Annotated in this window: 16 protein-coding genes; 10 read left to right on the plus strand and 6 right to left on the minus strand. The window is 69.5% G+C overall.

Annotated features, from left to right (window positions below):
* The first annotated feature begins 1 nt into the window (after window position 1).
* The 3 genes from DY023_RS08995 to DY023_RS09005 all read left to right on the plus strand — a co-directional run bounded on the left by DY023_RS08995 (window position 2) and on the right by DY023_RS09005 (window position 3058).
* The gene (locus DY023_RS08995) at window positions 2–1699 is read left to right on the plus strand and encodes an ATP-NAD kinase family protein (RefSeq protein WP_116241996.1); all 1698 of its coding nucleotides are present in this window, start codon (window positions 2–4) and stop codon (window positions 1697–1699) included.
* A 12-nt stretch (window positions 1700–1711) separates the two neighbouring features.
* Window positions 1712–2470: an SDR family NAD(P)-dependent oxidoreductase gene (locus DY023_RS09000; protein WP_116241997.1), complete on the plus strand. Its 759-nt coding sequence runs from the start codon at window positions 1712–1714 to the stop codon at window positions 2468–2470.
* Between the two features lie 159 nt (window positions 2471–2629).
* On the plus strand, window positions 2630–3058 hold the full coding sequence (locus DY023_RS09005) for a DUF1761 domain-containing protein (RefSeq protein WP_116241998.1): 429 nt from the start codon (window positions 2630–2632) through the stop codon (window positions 3056–3058).
* A gap of 9 nt (window positions 3059–3067) precedes the next feature.
* On the opposite strand, the gene DY023_RS09010 is transcribed toward DY023_RS09005, so the two are convergent.
* The 4 genes from DY023_RS09010 to purS form a co-directional block, all read right to left on the minus strand.
* Window positions 3068–3538 carry a type 2 periplasmic-binding domain-containing protein gene (locus tag DY023_RS09010; protein ID WP_116241999.1) on the minus strand — a complete coding sequence of 157 codons (471 nt, stop codon included), beginning with the start codon at window positions 3536–3538 and terminating at the stop codon, window positions 3068–3070.
* A gap of 88 nt (window positions 3539–3626) precedes the next feature.
* Complete coding sequence (locus DY023_RS09015) at window positions 3627–5942, minus strand: immune inhibitor A domain-containing protein (protein ID WP_220347269.1); 2316 nt, start codon at window positions 5940–5942, stop codon at window positions 3627–3629.
* 207 nt (window positions 5943–6149) lie between these two features.
* Complete coding sequence (gene purQ / locus DY023_RS09020; RefSeq protein WP_116242000.1) at window positions 6150–6857, minus strand: phosphoribosylformylglycinamidine synthase subunit PurQ; 708 nt, start codon at window positions 6855–6857, stop codon at window positions 6150–6152.
* The gene (gene purS / locus DY023_RS09025) at window positions 6854–7102 is read right to left on the minus strand and encodes a phosphoribosylformylglycinamidine synthase subunit PurS (protein WP_116242001.1); all 249 of its coding nucleotides are present in this window, start codon (window positions 7100–7102) and stop codon (window positions 6854–6856) included. Before purS ends, purQ begins: the two co-directional genes overlap by 4 nt.
* A gap of 271 nt (window positions 7103–7373) precedes the next feature.
* On the opposite strand from purS, the gene DY023_RS09030 reads away from it, so the two are divergent.
* Window positions 7374–8042, plus strand: a complete 669-nt coding sequence (locus tag DY023_RS09030) for a MerR family transcriptional regulator (protein WP_116242002.1) — start codon at window positions 7374–7376, stop codon at window positions 8040–8042.
* Window positions 8043–8056: 14 nt separating this feature from the next.
* Here the strand turns inward: DY023_RS09030 and DY023_RS09035 are convergent, their stop codons facing one another.
* Complete coding sequence (locus DY023_RS09035) at window positions 8057–8569, minus strand: DUF2306 domain-containing protein (protein ID WP_116242003.1); 513 nt, start codon at window positions 8567–8569, stop codon at window positions 8057–8059.
* A gap of 81 nt (window positions 8570–8650) precedes the next feature.
* On the opposite strand from DY023_RS09035, the gene DY023_RS09040 reads away from it, so the two are divergent.
* Window positions 8651–9265 carry a MerR family transcriptional regulator gene (locus DY023_RS09040; protein ID WP_116242004.1) on the plus strand — a complete coding sequence of 205 codons (615 nt, stop codon included), beginning with the start codon at window positions 8651–8653 and terminating at the stop codon, window positions 9263–9265.
* A gap of 15 nt (window positions 9266–9280) precedes the next feature.
* On the opposite strand, the gene DY023_RS09045 is transcribed toward DY023_RS09040, so the two are convergent.
* On the minus strand, window positions 9281–9850 hold the full coding sequence (locus DY023_RS09045; protein ID WP_425453446.1) for an adenine phosphoribosyltransferase: 570 nt from the start codon (window positions 9848–9850) through the stop codon (window positions 9281–9283).
* Between the two features lie 151 nt (window positions 9851–10001).
* On the opposite strand from DY023_RS09045, the gene DY023_RS09050 reads away from it, so the two are divergent.
* The 5 genes from DY023_RS09050 (at window position 10002) to DY023_RS09070 (ending at window position 15821) form a co-directional block, all read left to right on the plus strand.
* Entirely contained in the window at window positions 10002–11309 is a 1308-nt protein-coding gene (locus DY023_RS09050) for an ABC transporter substrate-binding protein (RefSeq protein WP_116242006.1), read from the plus strand.
* Window positions 11310–11410: 101 nt separating this feature from the next.
* Window positions 11411–12430, plus strand: coding sequence for a carbohydrate ABC transporter permease (locus DY023_RS09055; RefSeq protein WP_116242007.1), 1020 nt, complete (start codon window positions 11411–11413; stop codon window positions 12428–12430).
* Window positions 12427–13314 carry a carbohydrate ABC transporter permease gene (locus tag DY023_RS09060; protein WP_116242008.1) on the plus strand — a complete coding sequence of 296 codons (888 nt, stop codon included), beginning with the start codon at window positions 12427–12429 and terminating at the stop codon, window positions 13312–13314. Before DY023_RS09055 ends, DY023_RS09060 begins: the two co-directional genes overlap by 4 nt.
* Window positions 13315–13319: 5 nt before the next feature.
* Window positions 13320–14744, plus strand: a complete 1425-nt coding sequence (locus tag DY023_RS09065) for a glycoside hydrolase family 1 protein (RefSeq protein ID WP_116242009.1) — start codon at window positions 13320–13322, stop codon at window positions 14742–14744.
* Window positions 14745–14825: 81 nt separating this feature from the next.
* Window positions 14826–15821 (plus strand): LacI family DNA-binding transcriptional regulator, encoded by a 996-nt coding sequence (locus DY023_RS09070; RefSeq protein WP_116242010.1) that lies wholly within the window; start codon window positions 14826–14828, stop codon window positions 15819–15821.
* The last annotated feature ends 32 nt before the right edge of the window (window positions 15822–15853 follow it).

Consider the following 15853-nt stretch of genomic DNA (forward strand, 5'->3'; position numbering starts at 1 on the left):
GATGATCGGACTGGTCGTCAACCCCGTCGCCGGGATCGGCGGGCCCGCAGGGCTCGCCGGTTCCGACGGCGCGGACGTGCAGCGCTCGGCGCGCGAACGGGGTTCCGCCCCGCGCGCCGGCCTGCGCGCGTTGACGGCGCTGGAGGTTCTCGCCGCCCGGCATCCGGGAACAGTGATCGCCACGGCATCCGGCGCGATGGGCGCCGATGCCGTGCGCGCCGCCGGCCTGGTGCCGTGGGTCGTGTACGACCCATCGCTCAGGTCGCAGTTCGTCCCGCCTCGCGGCGCTGATAGCGGCGCGAACTGCGACCCGAACGGCACGGATGCCGCGGACACGGCGGCCGCCGTCGCGGCTCTCGCCGCTGCGGGCTGCGAACTGATCCTGGTGGTCGGCGGCGACGGTACGATGCGCGACGTCGTCGACGGGCTGACCCCGGCCTCCGCCCTGCAGATGGCGGACGATTCTGCGGATGGCGGAGAATCTGCCGGCGTGTCCGCCGCCGGGCGCGAATCGGTCCGCCAGGTGCAGGGGCCGGATACTGGCGACGAGGGGGTGCCGGGGCTGACCCCGGCCTCCGTCTTGCAGGTGGCGGACGATTCTGCGGATGGCGGAGGATCTGCCGGCGTGTCCGCCGCCGGGTGCGAGTCGGTCCGCCAGGTGCAAGGGCCGGATGCCGGCGACGAGGGGGTGCCGGGGCTGACCCCGGCCTCCGTCTTGCAGATGGCGGACGATTCTGCGGATGGCGGAGGATCTGCCGGCGTGTCCGCCGCCGGGCGCGAGTCGGTCCGCCAGGTGCAAGGCGACGGCCGGATGCCGGCCCCGGATGCCGCGGGCCAGGGCGAGCGGATGCCGGCGGTGCTGGGCATCCCCGCCGGAGTGAAGATGTACTCGCCGGTGTTCGCCGTGAGCCCGCGGGCGGCCGGCTCCGTGGCATCCGAATGGCTGAGCCGCGGCGGGCTGCCCGTGACCGAGCGCGAGGTGCTCGACATCGACGAGGAGCAGCTGCGACGGGTGCGCGTCACCCCGACCCTGTTCGGCGTGCTGCCCGTTCCCGTCGTCCCCGGCCGCACCCAGGCGCGCAAGGCCGCGACGCCGGCGAGCGAGCAGGCCGCCGTCGCCGCAGCGGCCCGCGGAGTCGTCGCCCGCTTCGAACCCGGCGTGCGGTACCTGCTCGGCCCCGGCGGGACGACCGCCGAGGTGGCCCGCATCCTCGGCATCCGATCGACCGCACTCGGCGTCGACGTGATCCGCGACGGCGAGCTGCTGCGCGCAGCCGCCTCCGAGCGGGAGCTGCTCGACGAGATCGCGCAGGGACCGGCGAAGGCCGTGGTCACCGTGATCGGCGGGCAGGGCTTCCTGCTCGGTCGCGGCAACCAGCAGCTCTCCGCGCGCGTCATCCGTACGCTCGGCGACGACCCGCTGCTCGTCGTCGCGCCCGAGCAGAAGCTCATCGACCTCGGCGGGCATCCACTCATCGTCGACACCGGCGACCCCGATCTCGACGCGCGATTGGCGGGCCACGTCCGCATCGTGACCGGCCAGTCCAGCACCGCGTTCTACCCCGTCGCCGCTCCCGAGCGGCTCTACGAAACCGACGTTCCCCCCGCTCCGGTCCCACTGGATGCGGGTCCTGGGGCGGAACACCCGCATCCATCCGAACCGGAGCCGCAGAGGCGGCGCACCCGAGAAACCGTCTGAAAGGATCAGCACATGCGTCTGCAGAACAAGAAGGCCATCGTCACCGGCGGGGCCGGCGGCATCGGCCGCGCCACCTCGCTCGCCTTCGCCGCGGAGGGCGCATCCGTCGCCGTCGTCGACCTGAACGCCGATGCCGCAGAGGCCGTCGCCGAGGAGATCCGCGCCGCAGGCGGCACCGCGATCGCGCTCGCCGCCGACGTGTCCAGCGAGGCCGACATCGAACGGGTCGTGGCATCCGTCGTCGACGAGCTCGGCGGCATCGACGTCGTGTTCAACAACGCCGGGATCATCCGCCGCACCACTGCCGTCGAGACCACGGTCGAGGAGTGGGACCGCGTGTTCGGCGTGAACGTGCGCGCGATCTTCCTGATGTGCAAGCACGTCGTGCCGATCATGGCGGCGAACGGGGGCGGCTCCATCGTCAACACCGGTTCCGGCTGGGGCCTCAAGGGCGGCGGCCAGGCCATCTCGTACTGCGCCTCGAAGGGTGCGGTCGTCAACATGACCCGGGCGCTCGCGATCGACCACGGCCCGCAGGGCATCCGCGTGAACTCGGTCAACCCCGGCGACGTCGACACCGGGATGCTGCGCGACGAGGCCAAGCAGCTCGGCCAGGACCAGGCCGGCTTCCTCGCCGAGGCCGCAGAGCGCCCGCTGAACCGCATGGGTCAGCCGAGCGAGATCGCTGCCGCCGTGGTGTGGCTGGCGAGCGACGAATCGTCGTACGTCACCGGGTCCGCCCTCGTGGTGGACGGCGGCGGCATCGCCTGAGGCCAGTCCGGCACACACTTCGGGGGCCGACACGCCACATGTCGGACGGATGCTGCGAAAAGCATCCGACATCCGGCGTGCCGGCCCCGTCGTGTTCCGGAGAACCCGCGCGAGACGGATGCCGCGCAGTATCCTGGCCGCACGAGCGAGGAGGCTCTCATGGTTCCGGAGATCAACTACTGGGCAGTGCTGCTGGCGACGGTGTCGAGCATGGTGGTGGGCGCGATCTGGTACGCGCGGCCCGTGATGGGAGACCGCTGGGCCAGGCTCGCGAACGTCGACCTCGAGAATCCGTCGCGCGGACCGCTGTGGCCGATGATCACGACGGTGCTCGTCAGCTTCATCACGGCGTGGGTGCTCGCCGGCGCCGCCGCCATCTCGTGGCACTTCTACGAGGGGTCGTTCCTGTGGGCGGCCGTGGCGACCTCCGTCGTGCTCTGGGCCGGGTTCACCGCGGCCCGCTTCATCACGCACGACGCCTTCGAAGGGCGCTCGACGAAGCTCACAACGCTGAACATCGCGCATGAGCTGGTCACCGTCGTCGTGATGGCGCTCATCATCGGGGTGTGGCCGCCCGCCGGGATCTGATCACGCGTCTCAGAGCGCGCGGATCTCCTCGACGGTGGTGCGGCTCGTACCGGCATCCGTCCTGACCTCGTACCGCACCGGCATACCCGGATGCTCGGGGGAGAACCAGAAGGTCGCCGGCGGCTCGTCCGCCGCGGCCGTGTCGTAGCGCAGGCACTCCAGGCGCCCGAGGGGCAGATCCACCGTGTCGACCGAGGCGACCGTGGTCTCGACGGGGAAGGCGGCGTGCTCCTGCAGCTCCCGCCAGGTCACGCGGCGGGACGACACCGCGTCCGCGGCATCCGCCCGCCACTGCTCCAGGGTCGCGCCCTCGTCGTCGCCGTCGCGGAACCGGCTGAAGCGCTCGAACGTGGTGCCGTCGGCGAGCTCCACGCGCATCCGGATCTCCTTGCCGGCGCGGCTGGATGCGGCGATCTGCGCGGCGCTGAACGGCGTGGGCAGCAGGCCGGGGCCCAGCACGTGCGGATCGTCGGTGGTCATGGATCCATTCTGCGCGCTCCGATCGGATGCCGGCATCCGCGCATGCCGCGGGCCCGCCCCCGAAAGGGAGCGGGCCCGCGATCCTGTGTCACTCGGGGTTGACGACCTTGACGGTCATCGTGCCGCCGGAGATCTGCCCGGTCACCGTGATGTTCACGCCGTGGCCGGCGACGAGCACGCCGCCGAGCGGGTTGGCGTCGTCGAAGTAGGCGTCGGTGACGGTGTCATCGAACGTCGCCTTCTGCGTGCCCGGGGTCGAGCTGGCGGTCAGGGTCTCGACGGTGGCGTTCTTGCCCTTGCCGACCGTGACCTGCTTGTGCAGGCTCACCTGGTCGAGAGGGTTCAGGCCGAAGGCCGCGTCGAAGGGCTGGCGCCGGTTGCTCGGCATCGAACCGTCCTCATAGGTGATCGGCGTCGAGCCGGCGTCGACCGGCAGCGCCAGTCCGTGGCCGACGTGATCGATCGTGTTGTTGTCGCCGTAGGACTCGTCGACCGCCCAGACGACCATGCCGTCCTGGTACGGGAAACGCTCCACCCAGTCCGGGCGGGTGATGCCCTCGCTGAACTGGTACGGACCCGACTTCAGCGTCTCGTCATAGCCGACGTAGGTGCGGTTCTCCGCGAGGTAGTAGCGGTCGCCGCTCGCCGACGAGGTGCCGTCGCTGAGCTCGAAGCCGCCTGCTGCGGTCCACCCGTTCTCGCCGTTCTCGACTGTGTCGGTCGCGAGCAGGGTGGTGCCGCCGCTCTTGATGGTGATGTCGTCCAGGAACGCACCCGCGAGGTGCACGCCGCCGTCGCTCTGGTAGCGGAACCGGAACAGGGTGTCGGCGTTGCCACCGGGCACCGAGTAGCGCAGTGTGGTCCACCTGCCGCTCGAGCTGCCGTCGATCGGCTTGCCGGCCTGGATCCAGTTCTGGCCGCCGTCGGTCGAGTATTCCGCGTACAGGAAGTCGTACGCGGTCTCGATGTCGTACCAGGCCTTCGCGGTGACGGTCGCGGATCTCACGCCCGAGAGGTCGACCGCGCGGGTGAGGGTCGTGTTGAGGTCGTCGGCGCTCGAGGTCCACCAGGCGTGGCCGCCGTCGGGCGTGACCAGGGTGGTGGTCGTGGTGGCATCCGGCACGTCGACGATCAGCGCCTGCTCCTGGCCTTCGGTCTGCAGCGCGGCGGGGCTCAGCGTGTACTCGCCGCCCTCGCCGGGGTTCACGACCGAGTAGTCCAGCCAGCCGAGCTGCAGCTTCTCCCACGGTCCCATGTGACCGGGCAGGGTGCCGATGTCGACGCTGCCGTCGCTGAGCCAGGAACCGCTGGACATCAGGGTCCAGAACGCCGTCGAGTTCTCTCCGCCGTTCGTGTCGTAGAAGTCGGGCAGCCCGAGGTCGTGCGCGTACTCGTGCGCGAACACGCCGAGGCCGCCGTTCTCGCCCTCGACCGTGTAGTCGCCGATCCAGATGCCGCTGTCGCCGATCTGGGTGCCGCCCTGCTTTCCGCTCTCGGGCCCGGTGACGCCGTAGTCGGTGCCGTTGACGTACCAGCGGTGCGACCAGATGGCGTCCTCGCCCTGCAGGCCGCCGCCGGCGTCCTCGCCCTCACCGGCGTGCACCGCCTGGAAGTGGTCGATGTAGCCGTCGGGCTCTTCGAAGTCGCCGTCGTTGTCGACGTCGTTGCGGTCCCACACGTCGAACGTCTTGAGCTCGGCGACGATCTCTTCCTTGGTCTTGCCGGCGTCGAGCTGCGCCCGGTACCAGGCGTTCGCCGAGTCGGCGATGAACTGCCAGGAGCCGCCGAGGTCCTCGACGGCGTTGTCGCCGTAGGTGGAGGCGTTCCCCGGTACCTTCACCCAGTCGCTGACCTCGCCCTCGACGGTATAGGCGCCGGAGGACTGCTTGGAGTAGAAGTCGGCGAAGGAGTGCTCCTCGGTCTCGGGGTCGCCGTCGCCGAAGAAGAGCTCGCGGTAGTGGTCGCTGCTGAAGTCGGGCACCCAGTGGGTGCTGTTGTTCACCGCGCGGTCGGGCTGGGGGATCTCGTTGTGCAGCGGCCCCGGCGTGGTGCCCAGCTTGCCGCTGCCCTGGTCCCCGAACTCGGCGAGGATCGTGAAGATCCTGCCGGTGCCGGTGAGCGCGGCCTGATAGAACTTGTCGCCTTCGGCGTTCAGGGCGATCACGCCGTTCTCGTCGGGTGACGCCTTGCCCGACAGGATCAGCTTCTGAGCCGCCTTGCGGCGCTCGTTCTGGCGTTCGGTCAGCGGGCCGGGGCGGTTGTCGGTGCGCTGCGCCGACGAGCCGTCCGAGGTCGGGCTCTCGCCGGGAGGGGCGGCCACGGCGGCGGGGACCACCATGGCTCCGGCGAGCACGGTGGCTCCGGCTGCTGCTGCGGCGATGACGCCGCGGGTAGGTCGTTTCACGTTCACTCCTTTGTGCGTTCGCCCGGGATCGCCGGGCACGACCCGGCAAAATTATCACGCGGGTGCCGGATGCGGAAGTGAAAGAAGACTTGTTACGTGTGACGTATTACCCGCGGGGGCGCGGACTGATGAAAGGTCGGTAAACGTCGAATCGAAGGGCGCGGATGCCGCAGAAATCGACCCCTCAGGTGAGGTGCGGAGCGGGTGTCAGGCCGCGACGCGGACGACGGCCTCGATCGCCGACTGGAAGAAGCCCAGGCCGTCGACGCCGGAGCGCATCGCCGAAGCCGTGTCGGGGCCGAAGCCCGGCTCGGTGGCGTGCTCGGGGTGCGGCATGAGCCCCACGACGTTGCCTGCCGGGTTCGTGATGCCGGCGATGTCGCGCAGCGACCCGTTCGGGTTCACGCCGGCGTAGCGGAAGGCCACCAGGCCCTCGCCCTCGAGCCGGTCGAGCGTGTCCTCGTTCGCGATGTAGCCGCCCTCGCCGTTCTTCAGCGGGATGACGATCTCCTGGCCCTGCTCGAACGCCGAGGTCCACGCCGTCGAGGAGTTCTCGACCGTGAGCTTCTGGTCGCGGCGGACGAAGTGCTGGTTGTCATTGCGGATCAGGCCGCCGGGCAGCAGGTGCGCCTCGACCAGCATCTGGAAGCCGTTGCAGATGCCCAGGACGGGCATGCCGGATGCCGCTGCATCCTTGACCTCGGTCATGATCGGCGAGAGCGCGGCGATCGCGCCCGAGCGCAGGTAGTCGCCGTAGCTGAATCCTCCGGGCAGCACCAGGGCGTCCACGCCGTCGAGGTCGTGCGAGCCGTGCCAGAGGGCGACGGGCTCGGCGCCGGCGATGCGGATCGCGCGCTGCGCGTCGCGGTCGTCGAGCGAACCGGGGAAGGTGATGACCCCGATGCGCACGGTCATTCGACGACCTCGATGCCCACGACGTCCTCGATCACGGAGTTCGAGAGAACCTCGTCGGCGATGCGCTTGGTCTCGGCGAGGAGTTCTTCGGTGACCTCGCCCTCGACGGCGAGCTCGAAGCGCTTGCCGATGCGGACGCCCTCGAAGCCCTCGATCCCGAGACGGGAGAATGTGCCGGACACGGCCTTCCCCTGCGGGTCGAGCAGTTCGGCCTTGGGCATGACGTCGACGACGATGGTGGGCATAGCAGGCTCCGAGTGTCGCGGGCGGGGATGCCACAAGTCTATCGTTCGGCCGGAGCGCCCGACGCGCCCGGCGGAGGGGGTCTGTCCGGGCGGATGCCGCACCCCCCGATGTGCTTCCGCCCGGACCGGATGAGCGACCCCACGCTCGTCCTTCCGCTGCCTGAGGGATCCGGCGCGGAAAGGTCCCCCGCACGAGGTTAGAGTCTTCGTCAGGTGTTCGCACCGTGGAGAGCGGGAGGGGCCCGCGCTCTCCAACAATGCAGGGGGAAGCATGAAGCTCAGTGAACTCGCGCTGCAGAGCCGGGTGGCGTCGTCGACGCTGAAGCACTGGATCCGCGTCGGGATCCTGCCGCCGGGGCGGCTGCGGAACAAGACCACGGCGGTCTACGACGAGAGGCACGTGGATCGGGCGCTGCTGATCCTGCTGATGCGTGACGAGTACCGGGCATCCGTCGAGCAGATCCGTGCGCTCACCTCGCTGATCGACGACGGCACGAGCACCCTCGAGGTCATGAACGCCTGTCAGGCGTTCGCGCTCGGCACGCCGCCCGGCAGTGCCGCCGACCCGGAGCTCGCCGAGTACCGCGAGCGCACCTACGAGCTGATGCGGCGCAGGGACTGGCGGGGGTGCCCGGGAGCCGCTGAGCAGGGACTGGTGCACGCGCTCGCGACCGCCTCGAAGGTGGGACTGGACTACGACGTGGACCACCTCATGGCCTACGCCGATGCCCTGGAACCGCTCGCTGCGCGCAATGTGAGCGCCCTCGGTCCGACCGGATCGCCCGACCAGGTGGCGCGGCGCATGCTGGCGGCGATCAATGCCCGCGCCCGGCAGCTGGTGGCGGTGAGCAGCCTCGCGCACGCGGCTGCGTCCATCCGCGCCGCGATCGAGCGCGGCGACGCCCCGGAGGATCTGGCGAGGCCGCCTGCGCGGGGCTGATCCCGCCCGCCGCGTCAGTGCAGAGCACCTTCCGGGTGAGCCGGGACGCTCCTCGCGTCCCTGCCCGCCCGCCGCGGGGCGAGCAGAGCGATGAGGATCAGTGCGGTGGCGGCGACGAGCACTGCGGTGACGATGGTCCACAGCAGCGCCGGGTCGTTGACGGCGAGGGTCGGGATGCGCCGCCCCGGGATCAGGGCTGCGAAAGCCCCTGCCGTGACGGTGCCGGCCCATGATCCGATCATCATGCCGCGGTGCAGGTGCACGTTCCGGTGTCGGATCGCGATGATGCCGATCGTCGTCGTGGTGAAGGTGAAGATCGCCAGGAAGTGGAAGAGCGTGAAGCCGCCGTCCAGCGAGTAGATGAACATGCCCGACAGGCAGACGAAGTACATCATGATCCCGAACACGCGGCCCAGCAGGCGGTGCCTGGCGTCCTTGCGGCGGCGCAGGAACTGCACCGGGCCGATCAGGATGACGAAGGAAGCGGCGATCGCATGCACCGCGATGATGATGCTCTGGATGTCCATGCCTCATAAGATAGAAGTACTATCCAAATGTCGCACCCTGGATAGTCGGCACGTGATCCACGATCCAAGGGAGGGCCTGCGGTGAAGCTCAGCGAACTCGCCCGGGAGACGGGCGCGACCACGGCGAGCCTGAAGTTCTGGATGCGGGAGGGCGTGCTCCCCGCCGGCGAGCTGCGCAACCAGACGACCGCCGTCTACGGACAGCGGCACCTCGACCGGGTCGCCCTCATCCAGACGCTGCGGTCCGAGTTCGACGCGTCGATCGCCGGCATCCGCGGCCTGACGTCGCTGATAGACCGGCCCGATGCCGTGCCGCTCGATGTCATGGAGGCGTGTCAGGTGATCGCGACCGGGCTCGCGATCGGCGAGGTGCACGACGAGTACGCCGAGCTCATCGGCGAGCTCCACGACCGCGTCGGATGGATCCGGTTCGACAGTCTGGCCGCCGGTGTGCTCGCGCACGCGCTCGCCGCATCGGCGCGGGTCGGCTATCCCTACAGCCTCGCGGCTCTCGAGCAATACGCGCGGATGCTCGATCCCATCGCCGAGTCGGACATCGGCGCCATCCAGCCGGAGGGCACGCTCGACGTCATGGCGCGCAACCTGCTGGTCGCCGCGGCCGCGCAGAACCGCGTGCTCATCGCGATGAACCAGCTCGCGCACACCGCGGCGGCGGTGCGTCGCGCGAGAGGCTGAGGTGGGGAGGGGCGGTCAGGACCGGAAGACCGTGTGCAGATCTCCGATGCGGTCGCGGCCGCCGAGGCCGTCGATCTCGAACAGCACCGAGATGCCGGCGAGCCGGTATCCGAGGCGGTCGACGATCACGCGGCCGGCCTCGAGCGTGCCGCCGGTGGCGAGAACGTCGTCGATGAGCAGCACGCGCGATCCGGCGGGCAGGTCGTCATGCATCTCCACGGTCGCGGTGCCGTACTCGAGGTCGTAGTCGACGGATGCCGCGGGCCGGGGCAGCTTCCCGGCCTTGCGGATCGGCAGCATGCCGACCCCTGCCGTGATGGCGGCCGCTGCGGCGAGGATGAAGCCGCGCGCCTCGATGCCCGCCACGACGTCGAACTCGCCCTCGAAAGGCGCGACCAGTGCCTCGGTCGTCACCCGCAGCGCCTCGGCGTCGGCGAGCAGCGGGGTGATGTCGCGGAACAGGATCCCGGGCTTCGGATAGTCGGCGACGGTGCGGATCAGGGATTCTGCGCGGGACAGGGCCGGGATGTGGGAATCGGTTTCGGGCACCGATCCAGGGTACTCAGGTGCGGCTGCGCGCGACATCCCGGCTCGGCCGCCGTCGCTCGAAACGGTGCTTGACATTCGTGGGAGCGCTCCCATATCGTGTTCCTGCACACGCGTGGGAGCGCTCCCACGCGTCCCTTCCCACCATTCCCACTCAGGATTCCCGCACAACGCACAAAGGAGTGACACCGTGAACACACGCGCCCGCCGTCGGATGCTGGTGACAGCATCTCTCGCCTCCGTCTCGGCCCTCGCGCTCGCCGGCTGCTCGAGCAGCGGCAATGCGTCAGAGGAGCCATCGGACGAGAAGATCACCCTGACCATCACGACCTTCGGCACGTTCGGCTACGACGACCTGTACGAGGAGTACGAGTCCGCGCACCCGAACATCAAGATCGAGGCGAACAACATCGACACCGGCGGCAACGCCCGCACCGACGCGTTCACCAAGATCGCGGCGGGGTCGGGCCTCAGCGACATCGTCGCGATCGAAGAGGGCTGGCTCGGGGCCATCATGGAGGTCTCCGACACGTTCGTGGACCTCAAGGACTACGGCATCGAGGACCGCAAGGGCGACTGGGTGGACTGGAAGTACGACCAGGCGACCGATGCCGATGGTCGTGTGATCGGCTACGGCACCGACATCGGCCCGTCCGGCATCTGCTACAACGGTGCCGCTTTCGAGGCCGCCGGGATGCCGAGTGACCGCGAGTCCGTGGCCGAGCTCCTGAACGGCGACTGGGAGAACTACTTCAAGGTCGGGCAGGAGTACACCGACAAGACCGGTAAGGCCTGGTACGACCACTCCGGCTTCGTCTGGAACTCCATGGTCAACCAGCTCGATGAGGGCTACTACACCGCGGACGGCGAGCTGAACGTCGAAGGCAACGACGTGCTCAAGGAGCGTTTCGAGCTCCTCGGTGCGGCCACGGAGAGCGGCCAGTCGGCCGCGCAGGCGGCCTGGGATTGGAACGGCGGCAAGTCGTTCGTCGATGGCACCTTCGCGACGTTCGTCTGCCCGGGCTGGATGCTGGGCGTCGTCCAGGGCCAGGTCGAAGCGGGGGGCGGCGACGCGTCCACAGGCTGGGACTTCGCCGACGTCTTCCCCGGCGGCGCGGCCAACTGGGGCGGCGCGTGGCTCTCGATCCCGGAGACCTCCGAGCACAAGGAGGCGGCAGCCGAACTCGCCGATTGGCTCACCCAGCCCGAGCAGCAGGTCAAGCAGTCCACCGCCGCCGGCAACTTCCCGTCGACGATCGAGGCGCAGGAGACACTCGCGGCCGACGCGACGCCGAACGAGTTCTTCAACGACGCGCCGACCGGCGCGATCCTCGCCGAGCGCGCGAAGGGCGTCGTCGCCCAGTTCAAGGGTCCGGACGACTCCGTCATCCAGGAGAACGTGTTCGGCCCGGCGCTGAGCGCGCTCGACCGAGGTGAGACCGATACGCAGGGTGCCTGGGAGCAGGCGCTGTCCCTGCTGAACGAGCTCGTCGGCTGACGTCACCCCTCATTCCGGTCGCAGACCCCGTCGCCTCGGCATCGTCTGAGCGGCAGGGGCTGCGACCGGAACCACGTCCGATCACCCAGACGGGATAGACCATGACCCTCACCGCTCCGCCCGAGGAGAGCGTGGCCGAGGCATCCGCCCCGCCCGCTGCTCGCCGCCCCTGGCGTCACCGCGTCTCTCGGTTCGACCAGAACGCGTCCCCGTACTTCTACATCTCACCGTTCTTCCTGCTGTTCGGGCTGATCGGCCTGTTTCCCCTGGTGTACACGGTCTGGGTTGCGCTGCATGAGTGGGATCTGCTCAAGGGTGAGGGGCCGTTCGTCGGACTCCAGAACTTCACCGAGATCCTCGGCGACGCGATGTTCTGGAACTCGATCTTCAACACCCTGAGCATCTTCCTGCTCTCGGCGATCCCGCAGCTGTGCGTCGCACTGCTGATCGCCTACCTGCTCGACCGCGGCCTGCGCGCACCGACGTTCTGGCGGATGGGCGTGCTCATCCCGTTCGTGGTCACGCCGGTCGCCGTCGCCATCATCTTCTCCAGCATCTTCAACGAGGCCGACGGGCTGGCCAACAACCTGCTGAACCTCATCGGCATCGCCGATCAGGAGTGGAAGCACAACACGTTCCTCTCGCACATCGCCATCGCGACGATGGTGAACTTCCGCTGGACCGGCTACAACGCCCTGATCCTGCTCGCCGCGATGCAGGCCGTGCCGCGCGACCTGTACGAGTCCGCGGCGCTGGACGGCGCCGGCGCAGCGCGCCGGTTCTTCTCCATCACGATCCCGACCATCCGTCCCACCCTGATATTCGTCATCATCACCGCGACGATCGGCGGGCTGCAGATTTTCGCCGAGCCGCGACTGTTCGACGTGTCGAATGCGGGCGGCATCGGCGGCAGCGAGAGGCAGTTCCAGACGACCGTCCTGTTCCTGTGGGAGCTCGCGTTCTTCCGCCGCGATCTCGGCGAGGCGTCCGCCGTCGCGATCCTGCTGTTCCTGCTCATCGTGGCGATCGGCGTGATCAACTTCCTCATCTCGCGACGCATCGCCACGGGGGATGCGCCGAAGAGGAGCGCCGCAGGGAAGAAGAAGGAGGAAGCCCGATGACCGCCACGCAGGCATTGAGCGTGCCGGAGAGGATGCGCCGTCGGGGCGCCGCCGCCGGTACCGCCGGGATCGGCAGTCGCCCCGGGTTCCTGACCTACGGGCTGCTGGCCGCGTTCCTCATCGGCAGCGTGTACCCGATGTGGTGGTCGGTGGTCGTGGCATCCGGCGACAACTCCACCCGCGGCCAGACCCTGCCGCTGATCCCCGGCGGCAACTTCTTCAGCAACGCGGCGAAGGTGTTCGACGCTATCCCGTTCTGGCTGGCGCTGGGCAACTCGATCATCGTCTCGGCGGTCATCACGATCTCGGTCGTCACCTTCTCGACACTCGCCGGCTACGCGTTCGCCAAGCTGCGGTTCAAGGGCCGCGACGGGCTGATGGTGTTCGTGATCGCGACGATGGCGATCCCCACCCAGCTCGGCATCATCCCGCTGTTCATGCTGATGCGCGAGCTCGGCTGGACGGGCACGCTCGGGGCGGTGATCATCCCGACGCTGGTGACCGCCTTCGGCGTGTTCTTCATGAGGCAGTACCTCGTCGACGTCGTCCCGGACGAGCTGATCGAGGCCGCGCGCATGGACGGCGCGAACCAGTTCCGCACCTTCCTCACGGTCGGGGTGCCGGCGGCGCGACCGGCGATGGCGATCCTCGGACTGTTCACGTTCATGACGGCCTGGACCGACTACCTCTGGCCGCTGATCGTGCTCCCGCCCCAGAACCCGACGCTGCAGACGGCGCTCAGCCAGCTGCAGTCCGGCTACTACGTCGACTACTCGATCGTTCTCGCCGGTGCCGTGCTGGCCACGCTGCCCCTGCTGCTGCTCTTCGTGGTGGCGGGCAAGCAGCTGGTGAGTGGCATCATGGCGGGCGCGGTGAAAGGATGAGATCCATGAATTCACGGCAGTTCCCGGACGGCTTCCTGTTCGGTGCGGCCACCGCGGCATATCAGATCGAGGGAGCCGCCTTCGAGGACGGCCGCACCGCCTCGGTCTGGGACGCCTTCGCCCGCGTCCCCGGCGCCGTCGTGAACGGGGAGAACGGCGACGTCGCCTGCGATCACTACCACCGGATGCCGCAGGACGTCGCCCTCATGAAGAGCCTGGGGCTGCAGACGTACCGCTTCTCCACCTCCTGGTCGCGCGTGCGCCCCGACGGCGGTGCCGTGAACGCGAAGGGCGTCGACTTCTACAGCAGGCTCGTCGACGAGCTGCTCGAGAACGACATCCTGCCCTGGCTGACGCTGTACCACTGGGACATGCCCCAGGCCGTCGAGGAGCAGGGCGGCTGGACCAGCCGCGACACGGTGGACCGTTTCGTCGAGTACGCGCTCACCATGCACGACGCCCTCGGCGACCGGGTGAAGAACTGGACCACGCTCAACGAGCCGTGGTGCGCATCGTTCCTCTCCTACACCGCCGGTGTGCACGCACCCGGCCGCACCGACATCGGCGACGGCCTGCTCGCCGCTCACCACCTGCTGCTCGCACACGGCCGCACCGTTCAGGCGCTGCGCGCCCGCGACGCCGACCTCGACCTCGGTATCACGCTGAACCTCACCGTCGCCGACCCTGCCGACGCAGACGATTCCGCCGACGTCGACGCAGCACGCCGCATCGACGGCCAGTTCAACCGGTGGTTCCTCGACCCGATCTTCGAGGGCGACTACCCCAGCGACATCGTCCGCGACATCCGCGAAGTCGATGCCGATGCGATCGTCCGCTGGCAGGCGGCCGTGCACGACGGCGACCTCGACGTCATCTCCGCCCCGCTCGACGCGCTGGGCGTCAACTACTATCACGGCGAGCTGCTGTCCGGGCATGCCCAGCAGGAGGGCCCCGCGGGCACGCCGCACGACACCGAGGGGCAGCAGCGTCAGACGGCGTCGCCGTTCCCCGCCGACGCCGGCATCCACTGGGTCGAGCGCGGGCTGCCGCGCACCGGCATGGGCTGGGAGGTGCAGCCCGAGGGGCTCACCCGGCTGCTGCAGCGTGTCGCCGCGGACTACGCCGGGGGCGTGCCGCTCTACGTCACCGAGAACGGCGCGGCCTACGACGACGTCGTCACCGACGGCGCAGTGAACGACGCCGAGCGCACGGCGTTCCTGCGCGACCACGTCACGGCGACGCTCGACGCGATCGAGGCCGGCGTCGACGTGCGCGGCTACTTCTACTGGTCGCTGATGGACAACTACGAGTGGGCCTGGGGGTACGACAAGCGGTTCGGCATCGTCCGCGTCGACTACGACACCCAGGAGCGCACCGTGAAGGAGAGCGGTCGCGAGTACTCTCGGATCATCGCCGCGCGAGCGGTCTGAGCTGCAGCCCGCTCGCCCCGCGAGCGGTTCTCGCCTGCGGAAGCAGGCGAGACGCAGAGAAGAAACGAGAGAGGATGCCGGATGGCACGACCGACGATCGAACAGGTCGCCGCCGAGGCCGGCGTCTCGCGATCGACCGTGTCGCGTGTGGTGAACGGCTCTTCGGCGGTGAGCCCTGAGGCGCTCGAGGCCGTGCAGGGCGCCATCCGCCGGCTGAACTACGTGCCCAACCGCGCCGCGCGCACGCTCGCGAGCAGGCAGACGCATGCGATCGCGCTGGTCGTTCCCGAGGACACCACGACGTTCTTCGGCGACCCGTTCTTCGCCTCGGTGGTAGCCGGCATCAGCGCCAGGGTCACGCAGTCGGACTACATCCTGAACCTGCTGATCGCCAGCGACGACCCCGGCGACAAGATGACCGGATTCGTGCGCAACGGCGGCGTGGATGCCGCGATGATCGTCTCGCACCACACCAGCGACACGTTCGTCGACCGCATCGCCGAGGCTGTTCCGGTCGTGTTCGGCGGGCGCCGTGCGGTGGAGCGCGAGACCGACTACATCGTCGACGTCGACAACGTGCTCGGCGGCAGGCAGGGCACCCAGCGGCTGATCGACCGCGGATGCCGGCGGATCGCGACCATCACCGGCCCCCGGACGATGCCCGTGACCTTCGACCGGCTGCAGGGGTTCCGCGATGCGCTGGCGGATGCCGGGCTGGCTCCTGCGGCTGAGGAGGCGGGCGACTTCTCCGAGGCATCCGGAGCCGCCGCCGCGCGCCGGCTGCTCGAGCTGCCCGAGCCGCCGGACGGGATCTTCGTGGCGAGCGACCTGATGGCGCGAGGCGCCTACGGCGTGCTGCGCGCCGCAGGGCTCCGCGTGCCCGACGACGTCGCGCTGGTGGGCTTCGACGACTCCCAGGTCGCCGTCGAACTCGACCCGCCGCTGACCACGGTGCGGCAGCCGATGTTCGCGCAGGGCGAGGCCATGGCGTCGGTGCTGATCGATGTGCTCGCCGGTGAGGACGCTCCGCACCACACCATTCTCACGACGGAGCTTGTCGTCCGGGCATCCGCCTGACACGGCCCCGGGCCCGGCCGCGTGCGCGGCCG

Origin of the sequence: Microbacterium bovistercoris, from assembly GCF_003387575.1 — a bacterium.
In the GTDB taxonomy this organism is placed as follows: domain Bacteria; phylum Actinomycetota; class Actinomycetes; order Actinomycetales; family Microbacteriaceae; genus Microbacterium; species Microbacterium bovistercoris.